Below are 14,532 nucleotides of genomic sequence, written 5' to 3' on the forward strand. Positions count from 1 at the left end.
CCGCGACCGGATCGCCTGGCTCGAGACCGCGATCCCCGCGATGCAGCCTGCCGACTGAGCCGTCCCTCAGGCCTGGTCGCGGTCGAAGACCCGCTGCCCGGCCACCCACGTCCCGGCGACGTGCTCGGCCAGCCCGCGCAGGTGGGCGGCGACCTCGGCGCTGCTCCCGGTGCCGCCGAGCGGATCCACGTCGAGGAGCACGAGGTCGCCGGGGTGGCCGGGCGCGACGGCGCCCCAGCCGTCGACCGAGGCGGCCAGCGCCTCCTGCGCGGTGATCGCCTGCTCGGCGTGCCACGGCTCCCGCTCGTCGGCCGAGCGGTGCACGGCGGCCGCCATCGCCAGCCACGGGTCGAGCGGCGCGACCGGGGCGTCGGAGCCCATCGCCAGGCGGACCCCGTCGTCGAGCATCCAGCGCAGCGCGAAGCAGCGGTCGCCGCGCCCGGGCCAGAGCCGCTCACTGACGTCACGGTCGTCGAGCAGGTGGGCCGGCTGGACGCTCGCGGTGAGCCCCAGCGCGGCCATCCGGCGTACGTCGTCGCGCAGGACCAGCTGGGCGTGCTCGACGCCGCCGCGGGCCCCGGTGGCCTCGAAGGCGTCCAGCGCCACGGTGACCGCCCGGTCGCCGATGGCGTGCACCGCGGCGGTCAGCCCGTGGGCGGTGCCCCGGGCCAGCAGCTCCCGGAGCTCCTCGGGCGACTGGTTGGGGTTGCCGTGCGGGAAGCCGAGCGGCGCGGGGCCGGCGTACGGCTCGCAGCACCAGGCGGTCTTGGTGTTGAGCGACCCGTCGCTGATGATCTTGAGCGGCCCCATCCGGGCCAGGTCGCCGCAGCCGGGGAGCACGTCGCCGGTCCGCAGACCGGCCTCGATCACCTCGTCGAGACCGGAGGCGTAGGTGGCCATCCGGATCCGCAGCAGGTCGGCTCCGCCGCTCCACCGACGGGCCCAGTCGCGGTGGCCGCCGCTGAACTCGAAGTCGGTCAGCCCGACGACGCCGAGCGCGGCGGCGTGCTCGAGGGTGCGGCGGTAGGCGTCGGGGCCGGTGCCGTCGTCCCCGATCACCGCGGAGAGGCGGCCGTAGGCGTCGAACCACTCCCGCTCCGAGACGACGCCCTCGCGCAGCGGCAGGTGCAGGGTGTGCAGGGCGACGGAGTTGAGCCAGGCGTGGTGGCCGTCGCCGGCGATCAGCACGATCGGCTGGTCGCTGTCCAGCGCGTCGAGCATGGAGACGACGGGCTCCTCCGGCCACGCGGTGGGGCGGTGGCCCCAGCCGATCACCGGGTGCCCGGGGAGCTCCTCGAGACGGTCGGCGACCATCGTCACCGCCTCGGCCGCCGAGCGCACCGGCCCCAGGTCGAGACGGGAGCTGGCCAGCGTCCACTGCCCGAGGTGGACGTGGTGGTCCCACAGGCCGGGGATGATCCAGCGCCCGTCGGCAGGCACCTCGTCGGCCCCCTCGCGGCCGAGTCCCGGACCGACCTCGACCACCTCGCCGTCGCGGACCCGCAGGTCGACGGGAAGGTCCGGCACGTCGTCGCCGGGGCGCACCGGCACGAGGCGCACGTCGCGCAGGAGAAGGTCGGTCATGTCGGCACCCTAACCACGCGATCCGTACGCCGGGCTGGCACGGCCGCCGGCTTCCTCTTATGCTCCCCCAACCTCCCGCCGTAGTCGATCCGAAGACCTCCCCCATGCTCCCCACACCCCCCGCCGCCCTGCTTCGGCGCGCCGTCTGGCCGGCGGTCATGCTGGTGCTGGTCGCGCTGGTGGTGCTCACGCTGGAGGTGCTGATCGGGCGCACCCACCCCTACGTGGAGAGCACCACCGCGCACCTCGCCCAGCTGCGCCCCCTGGTGCTGCTGCTCGACCTCGCGGTGGTGGCGGTCATGGTGGCCTTCTTCGTCGGGCTCACCGGCTCGCGCGCCGCCGCGGTCCTGCTCACCGGGATGCTGCTGACGGTGGTCGGCATCGCCCACGTGCAGAAGGCGAACCTGCGGGCGGAGCCGCTCGTCCCGACCGACCTCGTCTACCTGCGCCACCCCAGGTTCCTGCTGGAGAGCGCCGGGATCCAGCCGAGCACCGTGATCACCGCGACTCTCGGGGTCGCCGTGCTGCTGGCCGTCCTGGGCGGCCGGACGCGGCTGCGGCGCCGCCGGGCCGGCTCGGGTCTCGACCTGCGGCGCCTCGACGGCCGGGTCCTGCGGGTCGGGCTGGGAGCGGTGGTCCTGGTCTCGCTGCTCCAGTTCAACGACGAGCGCAGCGTGCCGCGGCGGGCCTACGAGGCGCTCGGCGCCAACTGGGTCGAGTGGGACCAGTGGACCAACGCCCACCAGAACGGCTTCCTCGCCTCCTTCCTCTACAACATGCCCGCCCGGGCGATGAACCTGCCGGCGGGCTACGACGCGGAGTCGATGCGCCGCCTCGCGGCCACCTACGAGGAGCGCGCCCGCGAGATCAACCAGCGGCGCGACCCCGCCGCCCTCGACGACACCAACGTGGTGCTGGTGCTGGCGGAGTCCTTCGCGGACCCGACCTGGCTCGACGGGGTCCGGCTCTCCGAGGACCCCATCCCCTTCACCCGTGAGCTGATGACCAGGACGCCGGCAGGCGCCATGCTCTCCCAGGGCTACGGCGGTGGCACGGCGAACGTCGAGTTCGAGGTGCTCACCCAGTTCTCCACCGCCCTGCTCCAGCCGCAGAGCCGGACGCCGTTCCAGCAGGTGGTCGCCAAACGGCTCGAGTTCGACTCGGCGCTCCGCTCGCTGGGACGTCCGGAGCGCTCCCCGATCTCCGTCCACCCCTACAGCCCGGAGTTCTACCAGCGCCACAAGGTCTACCCGGCCCTGGGCTTCGAGCGGAGCCTCTTCTGGGGCCACATGACCCACGCGGAGACCCTCGGGAGCGACACCTACGTCAGCGACGCGTCGCTCTTCGACCAGGTCCTCGCCGAGGTGCGCGACTCCGACGAGCCGCTGCTGGTCAACGCCGTCTCGATGCAGAACCACGGGCCCTACGACGGCCGCTACGAGGACCCGATCGAGGTGACCGGCGAGTTCCCCAGGTCGCAGGGAGCGGCGGCCGGCCACTACCTGCGCGGGCTGCGCCACTCCGACGACGCCCTGCGCCGCTTCGTCCGGCAGCTCGAGTCGCTCGACGAGCGGACGGTCGTCCTCTACTACGGCGACCACCTCGCCTCGGCCTGGCCCGCGAGCGTGCGGAAGGGCAACGACCGGGTGACCCGCTACAAGACCCCCTACCTGGTCTTCGCCAACTTCGACCTCGAGGAGACCCCGGTCCCCGAGGTGGTCAGCTCCCACCAGCTGCTCAACGTGCTGCTGGAGGCATCCGGCGCGCCGGTCACCCCGCTCCAGGCGCTCCTGACGGAGCTCGCCGAAGAGGTGCCCGCCATGGTCCCGGGCCTGCGCCTGCGGCCCGACGGCGAGCCCATCGGCCGCGGGGAGCTGACCGACCGGGGGGCAGAGCTGATCGCCGACTACCGGCTCGCCCAGTACGACCTGGTGGCCGGCGAGGGTCACGCCCGGGACCGGCTGCTCGTCGTCCCGGAGGGGTAGCGCCAGGCCTCCCAGGTCTGCACGGCCCAGAAGGCGACGAAGAGCCCCAGCAGCAGGGCCTCGACGGCGAGGACCCAGCCCGGGCGGGCGTCGGCGACCGCGAGGACGGCGGCCAGCGCGGCGACCGCGACCAGGCCGACCGCCAGGGCCATGTAGACCCCGTCGAGCCGGGTCGCCCCCGTCTCCCCCCGCCGCGCCAGCAGGAGGTGGGCGGAGCCGAGGGAGTCGTCGGCCGGGGTGTCGCCGAGCCGCTCCAGGAGCGCGAGCCCGGTGGTGGTGCGCAGCAGCGCCACCCCGCCCAGCAGCACGAACATCACGACCGCGGCCGGCTCGTGGACGTGCTGGGCGAGCCACGACGGTGCCGCCACGAAGACGACGAGGCCGGCCACCGTCAGCACGGGGGCCACCGCTCCCAGGACCGCCCGGGCGGTGCCCCGCACCCGCCACCCGCCGTCCAGCATCGCCGAGGGCAGCAGCGCGCCGACGACCCGGACCAGCAGCGCCATCACCAGCACCGCCCCGACGGCGTACTCGTTGAGACGGACGACGGCGGGGTCGAACGAGGCCAGTGGCTCGCCGGAGGCGTCCTTCGGCCAGCACGCCGCACCCGCCACCAGGAAGCCGAGGCCGCCGGCCACGTTGAGCAGGGTCTGCTCGGTCAGCGTCTCCCCGCGGACCACGACGAGCAGGCAGGCCGCGGCGGCGAGGCCGAGGACGAAGACCGTGCGCGCGTCGGTGTACCAGGTGTCGGAGATCGAGGGCGGCCAGGAGCCGTCGAGCACCCGCACCGCCAGGGGTGCCGCCAGCACCATCACCGCGGAGAGGACCAGCCCGAGCCGGAGGGCGAAGTACGTCGACCTGAACTCGGGCGAGTCGCGTCCGGGCATCGTGCTACCGACGCCCACCCGCGCGCAGCAGCAGCCACATGCCCAGGGCCGTCCCGACGACCATGATCAGGCCGAGGATCAGCGTGTGCAGGGTCGGGTTCGACGTCGCGGAGGTGCCGGACGCGGTGATCAGCAGGAGTCCCGGGGTCACCCCATGGACGCTAGACCACGGGACAAGAGGGCACGCTCGGAGGAGTGACTAGCCTCGACCCCATGTCCCCCTCGATCGCCACCAACACCCGCGTCGATCTCGACGAGCTGCTGGAGTTCGTCCGCCCCCGCCACCGGTTCCTGCTGATCACCCGCCGCGCCGACGGCAGCCCGCAGGCCTCGCCGGTGACGGGCGGCGTCGACGACTCCGGTCGCCTGGTGGTCGCCACCTACCCGGAGCGCGCGAAGACCCGGAACGCGCGACGCCACCCCGAGGTCGACGTCGTGGTCGTCTCCGACGACTGGAACGGCGCCTGGGTCCAGGTCACCGGGAGCTGCGAGGTCCTCGACGCCACCTCGGGCGACGAGGCGCTGGACGCCTTCGTCGAGTACTTCCGCAACATCTCCGGCGAGCACTCCGACTGGGACGAGTACCGGCAGGCGATGGTCGACCAGGGCAAGTCGCTGCTCCGGATCACCCCCACCGCGTGGGGCCCGATCGCCACCGGCGGCTTCCCCGCCCGGCTGGCCTGAGCGCTACTTCCCGGCCTCGGCGTAGGAGCGCACCACCGCGGTGCTGAGCGGGAAGTCGACGCCCTGCTCGCCGAAGAGCAGCCTCGCTGCGGTGGCGGCCGCGTCGCCCGCCGCCGCCACCACCTCCTCGGCCAGGGCAGCCGGGGTGTGCACCACCACCTCGTCGTGGAGGAAGAAGACCAGGTGCGGCCGCGACTCCAGCGGGCCCTCACCGCCGAGGCGCCAGAGCCGGTTGCGCAGGTCGGCGATCCAGGCGAGCGCCCACTCCGCCCCGGTGCCCTGCACCACGAAGTTCCGGGTGAAGCGGCCGTAGGCCCGCCGGAAGCGGGCCTGGCTCTCGGCGTCGAGGGTCGGCGCGTCGGGATCGATCTCCCAGGCCTCGCCCAGCCCGGGTGAGCCGCGGCCGAGCAGCGTGCGCACCACCTCGCCCCGCTCGCCGGCCCGCGCGGCAGCCTCGACCAGGCCGAACGCGGCGGGGTAGCGCCGGGTCAGGTCGGCGACCATCCGGCCACTCTCGCCACGGGTGGCGCCGTACATCGCGCCGAGCAGCCCCAGCTTGGCGTGCTGGCGGGTCGGCACCGCGCCGGAGTCGACCATGCCCTGGTAGAGGTCGGCGCCGCGCGCCGCAGCGGCCAGCGCCCGGTCCCCGCTCATCCCGGCGAGCACCCGCGGTTCCAGCTGGGCGACGTCGGCGACCACCAGGGTCCAGCCCTCGTCGGCGACGACCGCGGGACGGACCTGGGCGGGGAACGACAGCGCGCCGCCGCCGTTGGACGACCAGCGCCCGGTGCTCGAGCCCGCCGGCTGGTACGACGGCCGGAAGCGGCCGCCCTGGACCCACTCGTCGGCCCAGGCCCAGCCGTTGGTCGAGAAGAGGTGGGCGAGCTGCTTGAACCGCAGCAGCGGCTCGATCGCGGGGTGGTCGATCGCGCGCAGCGTGGAGGCGCGGATGTCGGGGACCTCGTGGCCCGCACGGCGCAGCGCCGCCATCAGCTCGGTCCGTGACTCCGGGTTGAGGCCGCGCACGCCGAGCAGCTCCCCCACCTCCGCGGCCAGCTCGTCGAGCCGCTGGGGCCGCGACCAGGCGGCCGGGCGCGGCCCCAGCAGGTCGGCCAGCAGCCGGGCGTGGACCTCCGCCCGCCAGGGCACCCCGGCGTACGTCATCTCCGAAGCGACCAGCGCTCCCGCCGACTCGGCCGCCAGCAGCAGCCCGAGGCGGGCGGGCTCCGCCGACGCCGCGACGCAGGCCAGCTGGCGCGCGTCCTCGAGGTCGGCGCGCAGGTGCTCGGCCGGGTCGTCGACGGCGAAGAGCCCCGGCTCGGAGACGACGGCCGGACCGAGCCGGTCCCAGACGGCCGACTCGGGGCCGGTGAGCAGGCCCGGGTCCGCCGCCGGCGCCCGTCGCAGCAGCCGGTGGGCCAGGCGGAGGTCCTGGCAACGCTCCACCCGGACCCCGGCGGCGAGCAGCGGCGGGTACCACCGGGCGGTGTCGTCCCAGACCCAGCGCGGCCGCTCGGCCTCGCGCCGGGCGACGTATGCCGGCAGCTCGGCGGCCGCCAGCTCGTGACGGCTCTCCCCCGCCACCGCGAGCACGCGCTCGCCCGGCAGGCGGGAGAGTGCGATCCGGGTCATGGGGCCACCCTGACACCCAGGCGCTACGTTGACGGCCATGAGGTGGCAGACGGCAGCGGCGACCGCCGCCCTGGTGCTCGCGGGCGCCGGCGCGGGGTGGGCGACCCAGCGGGCCGTCGACGGCCCCGGTTCCTCGTCGGGCGCAGCCGCGCCGGCCCCGGCCGCCTCACCGCCGCTGCCCTTCCTGACCGACGAGGAGCTCACCGCCGACCCGCCGCAACCCGCGCTGGGCACCGGCGTGGCACTGCAGGAGGCCTCCTTCGGCAGCAGCCCGACCCGGCTGGTCTTCGAGGTCCCGGTGGGCTGGAAGCGGATCACGAACGCGCCGAACGAGTACCGGTGGAAGGTGCCCGGCCACCCGCAGGACACCTACGTGCTCCGGGTCCAGCACGTCGGCAGCCAGCGGCGCACCATCGCCGAGCACCGTGCCGAGCGGATCCGTGCGACGAAGGCCCGCGAGCACGAGGTCGACGTCGTGGACGACTCCGGCGACGGCCTGACCTACACCTACGTCGACGACCTGGGCCACCGCCGGCACCTCGTCGTGCGCTGGCTCGACCTGGCCGGCAGTCCGTTCGCCGAGGCCGAGATCAACCTCTCCGCCCGGGTGCGCGACGCCGAGGGTGCCGCCGACCTGGTGCGCCGGGTCGCGGCCTCGATGCGCCAGGAGTGACGGCGGTGGCAACCTTTCGGCCGCGGCGCGCGTCTACCCCAGCATGAGAGCACTCGCGGCCGTCACCACGGCCCTCCTGCTGGGTCTGGTCGTCAGCGCCTGCGCCGACGAACCCGACGAACCCGAGGCCACCCATGCGGACCCGACGCCGAAGCCGGAGCCGGAGCCGGAGCCCTCCAGGAAGCCCTCGGCGCCGCCCTCCTCCGTGAAGCCCACCGAGCACGAGCCCTTCGACGATCTCAAGGTCGGCGACCTCTCGGTGGCCGGCACCTGGGAGACCCGTGAGCTGCTGGGCGAGCAGCTGCCGGCCGGGACGCGGTACGGGCTCCCCCAGGTGCTCTACGCCGTCCCGTTCGGCGACAAGGAGGGCGGTGCGGCCCTCTCCCTCGGCCTGCTGAAGGGTGACCGGATCTTCCAGATCGCCCCGGTGCTCTGGCCCCAGGAGGAGGAGGCGCCGGACGGGATCGACCTCTACGGCGGCTACCGGTACGACACCCTGCTCGGCGCCGCGCCCGGCCGGGTGACGGTCTCGATCGAGGGACCGGACGGCACCGTGGTGCCGGTCACCACGCAGAGTCACGACGTGCTGCCGGGCTACACGGTCTTCCAGCACCGCGCGCCCTGGAAGGAGGCATGGGACCCCACCCAGGCCGCCCCGTGGGTGGTGATCACCGACGACGGCGCGAGGGTCGAGGTCCGCGAGCGCAGCTGGGTCGGCTGAGGACGGGTCAGGACACCTCAGGGCCGACGGAGACCCACGGAGTCGAGGACCCGCCAGGCGGCGTCCGCATCCTCGCTGCGCACCTGCACCCACAGCTGCCGGCCGGGGCCGAGCTGCGCGAGGTGCTCCAGGACGACCGGCGCCGCCCCCGGGCAGTCGCGGTGCACGGCGGTCATCGTCTCGGCGCCGGGCTCGCCCTCCACCGTCGGCTCCGGACTGCTGCCGCACTCCGGGTGGCCCGGCAGCGAGGCCGGGAGGTCGTCACGGTCGAGCATGCCCACGAAGACGCCCGTCCCGTCGGTGCGCCACTGATCGCCGGTCCCGGCCGACAGCGCCGGCTGGGACGACCCCGCCCCCGGCGGCGTCCAGCCGCCGTCCTGCACGGACGCCTGCCAGGACGAGGGCACCGTGACCCCCAGCTCTCCTGAGGCGTCCTCGACCCGGGCCTCACCCTCGGTCGCGGCGGCGATCACCCAGCCGGCGAGCGCCCCCACTCCCAGCGCGAGCACGGCGAGAGCCCCCGCGCGGAGCAGGTGCCGGGAGCTCCGCACGGGTTCGCTCGCCGGCTCGCTCACCGGTTCCTCGTGGGTGCGCTGCTGCAGGGTCGGGTCGTCCGTCGCGGCCCGACGGAGCTCGGCGACGAAGTCGGCCACCGACTCCTGCCGCTGCTCGCGGTCGGCGGCGAGGCCGCGCGCCACCACCTGCTCGAGCGCCGGCGGGACACCGCCGCCCATCGGAGGCAGCGGCGGCGGGTCGGCGGCCATGGTCAGCGACTGGTGGGACCAGGCCGGGCGGCCGGCGAGCAGCAGGTAGGCCAGTGCGGCGAGCGAGAAGAGGTCGGCCCGCGCGTCGAGCCCCTCCCCCCGGGCCTGCTCCGGGGCGACGTACGACGGGGTGCCACCGATGACCGTGAGCCTGGAGGAGACGTCGAGCTCCTTGCCCAGGCCCAGGTCGGCGAGCATCGCCCGCACCCCCGCCGCAGCCCCCTCGTCGTGGCGGAGCAGCACGTTGCCCGGCTTCACGTCCCGGTGCAGCACGCCGCGGTCGTGCAGCGCCTGCAGCCCGGCGCCGACCTCGGTCAGCACCCGGACGGCCTCCTCGCGTGGGAGCGGCCCCTCGGCGAGCCTGTCGGCCAGGGTCCCCCGGTCGGCGTAGGCCATCACCAGGAAGGGGCGGCCGTCGTCCAGCTCGCCGGCGTCGTAGACGGGGACGACGTACGGGGAGTCGACCTTGCGCAGGAAGCGCCCCTCCTCCACGAAGCGTCGGCGCACGTGCGCGTCGCCGGCCCAGTTGTCGGCCAGCACCTTGATCGCGACCGGGGAGTCGAGCTCCTCGTCGTGGGCCAGCCAGACGGTCGCGAAGGCGCCGGCGCCGAGTCGACGGCGCACCGGGTAGCGACCGAGGCGGGAGGGCTGGGACATCGGCGACAGTCTGGCAGCATGACCCGGCACCCGCGGGGTACGAGCCGCGCATGAACGAGCCCAGCACCGCACCGGCCAAGCCCCTGGCGCTGGTCACCGGCGCGAGCAGCGGCATCGGCCTCGAGCTCGCACGCCAGTTCGCCGACCACGGCTTCGACCTCGTGGTGACCGCCGAGGACCCGGCCCTGGAGGAGGCGGCCGAGACCCTGCGCGACGGTGGCGCGGAGGTCCGCGCGGTCCAGGTCGACCTCCGGCGGCCCGACGGGGTGAGCGAGCTGATGACCGCGGTCCGCGAGACCGGTCGTCCCCTGGAGGCCGTCGCGCTCAACGCGGGCGTCGGCCACGGCGGTCCCTTCGTCGAGACCGACCTGGCCCACGACCTGGGGATCATCCAGCTCAACATCGTCTCCACCGTCCAGCTGGCCAAGGTGGTGCTGGTCGAGATGGTCCGCACCGGCCACGGCAAGGTGCTGGTCACCTCCTCGATCGCCGCGGAGATGCCCGGCGCCTTCCAGGCCACCTACAACGCGTCGAAGTCGTTCCTGCAGTCCTTCACCCAGGGTCTCCAGGAGGAGCTGAAGGAGACCGGGGTCTCGCTGACCCTGCTGATGCCCGGGCCCACCGACACCGAGTTCTTCGAGCGCGCGGAGATGGAGGACACCCCCGTCGCCAAGGGCGCCAAGGACGACCCCGCCAAGGTCGCCCACCAGGGTTTCGAGGCCCTGATGTCCGGGGAGTCCCGGGTGGTCGGGGGCGGGTGGCGCACCCGGGTGCAGGAGGCGGCCAGCAAGGTGCTGCCCGACCGGGCGAAGTCGGTCCTGCACCGCCGGATGGCCGAGCCGGAGTGACGCCCGACGACATCGACGATCTCGCCCGCCGGGCGCAGGACGGCGACCGGGCGGCGATGGAGCAGCTGCTGGGCGAGGTCCGGCCCCGGGTGCTCCGGCTCTGCCAGGGGGTGCTGCCCTACTCCGACGACGCGGAGGACGCCTGCCAGGAGGCGCTGATCAGCCTCGCCGGCAAGCTCGGTCAATGGCACCGGCGGGGCCGCTTCACGACGTGGCTGCACGTGGTGGCGCTCAACAGTGCGCGCACGACGTACCGTCGGCTCAAGAGCCGGGCCACGCCCACCGACATCGTGCCGCTGGAGCAGCCGGACCCGCGCACCACCAGCGTGATCGCCGGCACCCGGCTGGACCTCCTCGAGGCGTTGGAGACCATCGAGGCCGAGCACCCGGCCTTCGTGCAGCCCCTGGTGCTGCGCGACGTCTACGGGCTCGCCTACGACGAGATCGCCACCCAGCTCGGCGTCCCGCTCGGGACGGTGAAGGCGCAGATCCACCACGGCCGGAAGCTGGCCCGGCCGCTGCTGCGCGACCAGGCCTGAGGCGGCGTCACGGCCCGCCTGGCATAGCCTTCGGCCCGTGACCGAACGCCTCTCCGCCCGCGAGCTCGCCGATCTGGTGCTGGACGAGGGGTCCTGGTCCTCCTGGGACACCCCGCCCGACCGCGGCGAGGTGGACCCGGCGTACGCCGACCAGCTGGCGCGGGCCCGCGAGAGGTCGGGCGCCGACGAGGCCGTCATCACCGGCGAGGCGCGGCTGGACGGGCACCGGGTCGCCGTCGTGCTCGGCGAGTTCTCGTTCCTGGCCGGCTCCATCGGCCGGGCCACCGCCGACCGGTTGGTCTCGGCGATCCGGCGCGCCACGGCCGAACGGCTCCCGCTGCTCGGCGCCCCCGCCAGCGGCGGCACCCGGATGCAGGAGGGGACGGCCGCCTTCGTGCAGATGGTCCGGATCTCCGAGGCCGTGGCGGCGCACAAGGCCGCCGGGCTGCCCTACCTGGTCTACCTGCGCCACCCCACGACCGGCGGGGTGATGGCCTCCTGGGGCTCCACCGGCCACCTGACCGTGGCCGAGCCGGGCGCCCTGGTGGGCTTCTTGGGCCCGCGGGTCTACGAGGCGCTCTACGGCAAGCCGTTCCCCGAGGGCGTGCAGACCTCGGAGAACCTCTACGCCCGCGGCATCGTCGACGGGGTGATCGAGCCCGCCGGGGTGCGCAACATCCTCGGTCGCACGCTCGACATCCTGGAGCGGGCACGGTCCCCGCTGCCGACGGCCCCCGACCCCGCCGAGGAGGAGGTCGGCGAGATCGACGCCTGGGACGCCGTCACCCGGTCGCGCCGTCCCGACCGCCCCGGGGTGCGCCGGCTGCTGCGCTACGGGGCCACCAACGTGATCCCGCTCAACGGCACCGGCCAGGGCGAGAGCGACCCCGGGCTGCTCTTCGCGCTGGCCCGGTTCGGCGAGGCGCCGTGCGTCTTCCTGGGCCAGGACCGCCGCGGCCAGACCACCGACCACCCGATGGGACCGGGCGCGCTGCGCGAGGCCCGCCGCGGGATGCGGCTCGCCTCCGAGCTGGGGCTGCCCCTGGTGACGGTGATCGACACGCAGGGGGCGGCGCTCTCCGCCGAGGCCGAGAACGGCGGGCTGGCCGGGGAGATCGCCCGGTCCCTGGAGGACCTGGTCACCCTGGAGGCCCCCACCCTCTGCCTGATGCTGGGCGAGGGCAACGGTGGCGGGGCGCTCGCCCTGCTGCCCGCCGACCGGGTGGTCGCGGCTCAGCACGCCTGGCTCTCCCCGCTGCCGCCCGAGGGAGCCAGCGCGATCGTGCACCGCGACACCGAGCACGCCCCGGAGATGGCCCGAGCCCAGGGGATCCGCGCCCTCGACCTCAAGCGCCTCGGCATCGTGGACCGGATCGTCGCCGAGCACCCCGACGCCGCCGACGAGCCCGCCGAGTTCTGCCGGCGCGTCGGGGCCGTGCTGGAGCACGAGCTGCTCGGCCTGCTCGCCCGAGGTCCGGGGACGCCGGAGGAGCGGGCGCAGCGGATCCGCTGACCGCCCTCAGTCTCCTCTGCCGAGATCCGATCGACTGGCGCCGACCCATCCGGACCAGCCGCTACGTTCGTCGAATGTCGACCTCGGAGCGCGTACTCGTCAGCCATCAGGGTGCTGCGTGGCTACCGGCTCACGGTCGAGCCGACGTCGTACTTGCCGGGGTGCCCGCCGTCGCTCCTTCACCCATCTGTCTGGTCCGACTCCTAGTGACCCGTGGCAACAGCATTCTCGTGGAGGCTCGTTCTGACGGCAGAGGGCTCGACATCCCAACCCGTGAAATCCGCGATGGGGCATGGGAAGAACCGCTTGAGGACCTGCTGCGCCGGACAGGGACCAACGATGGGCACTACGCCCGGTTGCTGGGATACGTGCGCAACGACGTGCCCGGAGCGCCTCACGACTATCCATGGCCCGCACCGCACGCCTACTTCGCGGTCTGGCACTTCCCGTTGCCCCCGCACCGAGACGCACCTGGGATGTGGCTCGACGCGGTTGAAGCCGAAGCGGAGTTGCGTGACCGCCATTGGTGGCCGCTGGCTGCGCATGCGACGCACGCCAAGCCCTAGGCCGCGGAGCACCCTGCTCGACGCCGCAGGCGTCACCATCCGCACATGCCGCGACGAGTGCGGCCCGCACGGGGCGTGCTCGCTTGCCGGGCCCGTTGAACACGTTCCACTGCTCACCGGTCAGACCGGGAGTGGGGGCGGCTTGCCGTGATAGGTGCGGCCGTTGCTGGTGAAGCCGCGGATCTCGGGGCCACCGGCGGAGAAGCCGACCCAGCTTGTCCAGCCGGGTGCCTCCTTGACCTGGTTGCAGGCCTCGCAGAGCCCCTGACCGTTCTCGAAGCTCGTCAGGCCACCCTCGCGGTCTGGGACCACGTGGTCGAGCTGCCGGATGGGGGCGTCGCACCAGGGCGTCCGGCAGGTCCCGCCGTCGCGCAGCCGGATCATCTCCGCGAGCAACCCGTCGAAGCAGCGGCTCGGGCGCTCCATGGCGACCAGCTGCCCGTCGTCGGGGAGGGCGAAGAGGCGACGCACGGTGACCGCGTGCCGCTCGAAGGCCTCCCCCAGCAGCTGGCGGCAGACCTCCACCGGCAGGTGGCCCGACCCCGGGACCCAGCCCGGCTCGTCGCAGTCGCCCCACAGGCTGGAGAGGCTCATCACGAGCCGCAGGTCGATCCGTGGCGGGGCTGCCGGGTCGAGGCCGGTGACCCGCTCGACCAGGACGTCGGCGCGGACCTGGTCGGCGGTCCGCGGGTCCCCGGCGGCCCGGGCGGAGGCGGCGGCCTCCTGGAGTGCCTTCATCACCGGCCCGTAGTGCTCGGAGCGGACCACCGCGGTGATCCGCCCGGTGCCGTCGCCCAGCAGCCTGCCGGCCACGTGACGGCGGGCGCGGGCACGGGCCATCCGCCGGGCCGCCGCCTCGGAGTCGGCGGCGATCACCAGGCGACGGACCAGCTCGCGCAGCTGGTCGGTGCCGAGGGTGGCCGCACAGCCGGCCCCGGTGCCCGTCCACAGGTCGGCGTCGACCCGGGTGCGGTCCTCGCGGCTCAGGTCGTCGGTCTCCCGGACGATCAGCAGGGCGCGCTCCTCGGTCAGCTCGCCACGCTCCAGCGCCGCCAGGGTCCTCGGGAGCTCCTCGACCAACGCAGTGGCCGCACCGACCAGGAAGCGGCCGCGGGCCGGTGACTCCCGCCGCGCCAGCCCGAGCTGGCTGCCGATCACCGGCTCGAGGGCGGCGCGGCGACGCTCCCGCGCAGCGAAGGCGGCGGTGACCCTGACCTGAGCGGCGGCCGCAGCCGCCTTGAGTGCCTCCAGGGCCTCGACCTGGGCCAGGCACTCCGAGGTGCGGGTCGGGGCGGCGCCGACCTCGGCCAGGCTGCTCGCCAGCGCCGACAGCTCCTCGGTGGACCAGGCCTCGGGCCCGTCGGGCGGCGTGGGTGCCGCGGGGCCGGTCTCGGCGTCCCAGTGTGATGTCTCGGGACATTGGTGACAGTTCTGGGTCAGGACATCGGTGACGGTTCATGTCTCATGACTTGGGTGACG

The 14,532-nt window shown here is 74.4% G+C and carries 13 protein-coding genes; 7 read left to right on the forward strand and 6 right to left on the reverse strand.

What is annotated here, in order from left to right:
- Nucleotides 1-66 precede the first annotated feature (66 nt).
- Nucleotides 67-1,584 (reverse strand): amidohydrolase, encoded by a 1,518-nt coding sequence (locus AC3X7R_RS04100; protein ID WP_489964284.1) that lies wholly within the window; start codon nt 1,582-1,584, stop codon nt 67-69.
- 104 nt (nt 1,585-1,688) lie between these two features.
- On the opposite strand from AC3X7R_RS04100, the gene AC3X7R_RS04105 reads away from it, so the two are divergent.
- Nucleotides 1,689-3,569, forward strand: a complete 1,881-nt coding sequence (locus tag AC3X7R_RS04105) for an LTA synthase family protein (protein ID WP_489964285.1) — start codon at nt 1,689-1,691, stop codon at nt 3,567-3,569.
- Here AC3X7R_RS04105 and AC3X7R_RS04110 read toward each other — a convergent pair.
- A complete protein-coding gene (locus AC3X7R_RS04110) occupies nt 3,530-4,456 on the reverse strand; it encodes a hypothetical protein (RefSeq protein WP_489964286.1) in 927 nt (308 codons plus the stop codon). The genes AC3X7R_RS04105 and AC3X7R_RS04110 overlap by 40 nt on opposite strands.
- Nucleotides 4,457-4,460: 4 nt before the next feature.
- Entirely contained in the window at nt 4,461-4,607 is a 147-nt protein-coding gene (locus tag AC3X7R_RS04115) for a hypothetical protein (protein ID WP_489964287.1), read from the reverse strand.
- A 62-nt stretch (nt 4,608-4,669) separates the two neighbouring features.
- Between AC3X7R_RS04115 and AC3X7R_RS04120 the strand changes: the two genes are divergently transcribed.
- On the forward strand, nt 4,670-5,140 hold the full coding sequence (locus AC3X7R_RS04120; protein WP_489964288.1) for a PPOX class F420-dependent oxidoreductase: 471 nt from the start codon (nt 4,670-4,672) through the stop codon (nt 5,138-5,140).
- Nucleotides 5,141-5,143: 3 nt separating this feature from the next.
- On the opposite strand, the gene AC3X7R_RS04125 is transcribed toward AC3X7R_RS04120, so the two are convergent.
- Complete coding sequence (locus tag AC3X7R_RS04125) at nt 5,144-6,772, reverse strand: bifunctional 3'-5' exonuclease/DNA polymerase (protein ID WP_489964289.1); 1,629 nt, start codon at nt 6,770-6,772, stop codon at nt 5,144-5,146.
- A gap of 37 nt (nt 6,773-6,809) precedes the next feature.
- On the opposite strand from AC3X7R_RS04125, the gene AC3X7R_RS04130 reads away from it, so the two are divergent.
- Nucleotides 6,810-7,445, forward strand: coding sequence for a hypothetical protein (locus tag AC3X7R_RS04130; protein ID WP_489964290.1), 636 nt, complete (start codon nt 6,810-6,812; stop codon nt 7,443-7,445).
- Nucleotides 7,446-7,488: 43 nt separating this feature from the next.
- Complete coding sequence (locus tag AC3X7R_RS04135) at nt 7,489-8,166, forward strand: hypothetical protein (RefSeq protein ID WP_489964291.1); 678 nt, start codon at nt 7,489-7,491, stop codon at nt 8,164-8,166.
- Between the two features lie 17 nt (nt 8,167-8,183).
- Here the strand turns inward: AC3X7R_RS04135 and AC3X7R_RS04140 are convergent, their stop codons facing one another.
- Nucleotides 8,184-9,587 (reverse strand): serine/threonine-protein kinase, encoded by a 1,404-nt coding sequence (locus AC3X7R_RS04140; protein WP_489964292.1) that lies wholly within the window; start codon nt 9,585-9,587, stop codon nt 8,184-8,186.
- A gap of 50 nt (nt 9,588-9,637) precedes the next feature.
- On the opposite strand from AC3X7R_RS04140, the gene AC3X7R_RS04145 reads away from it, so the two are divergent.
- From AC3X7R_RS04145 to AC3X7R_RS04155, 3 genes are read left to right on the forward strand one after another with little or no spacing between them, the layout of a single operon-like run.
- Nucleotides 9,638-10,435, forward strand: a complete 798-nt coding sequence (locus tag AC3X7R_RS04145; RefSeq protein WP_489964293.1) for an SDR family NAD(P)-dependent oxidoreductase — start codon at nt 9,638-9,640, stop codon at nt 10,433-10,435.
- On the forward strand, nt 10,432-10,974 hold the full coding sequence (locus AC3X7R_RS04150) for an RNA polymerase sigma factor (protein ID WP_489964294.1): 543 nt from the start codon (nt 10,432-10,434) through the stop codon (nt 10,972-10,974). Before AC3X7R_RS04145 ends, AC3X7R_RS04150 begins: the two co-directional genes overlap by 4 nt.
- Before the next feature lie 37 nt (nt 10,975-11,011).
- Nucleotides 11,012-12,487, forward strand: coding sequence for a carboxyl transferase domain-containing protein (locus AC3X7R_RS04155; RefSeq protein WP_489964295.1), 1,476 nt, complete (start codon nt 11,012-11,014; stop codon nt 12,485-12,487).
- 686 nt (nt 12,488-13,173) lie between these two features.
- Here the strand turns inward: AC3X7R_RS04155 and AC3X7R_RS04160 are convergent.
- Nucleotides 13,174-14,493 carry an HNH endonuclease gene (locus tag AC3X7R_RS04160; protein WP_489964310.1) on the reverse strand — a complete coding sequence of 440 codons (1,320 nt, stop codon included), beginning with the start codon at nt 14,491-14,493 and terminating at the stop codon, nt 13,174-13,176.
- Nucleotides 14,494-14,532: the final 39 nt, after the last annotated feature.

The organism is Nocardioides sp. Z22_16, from assembly GCF_058134365.1.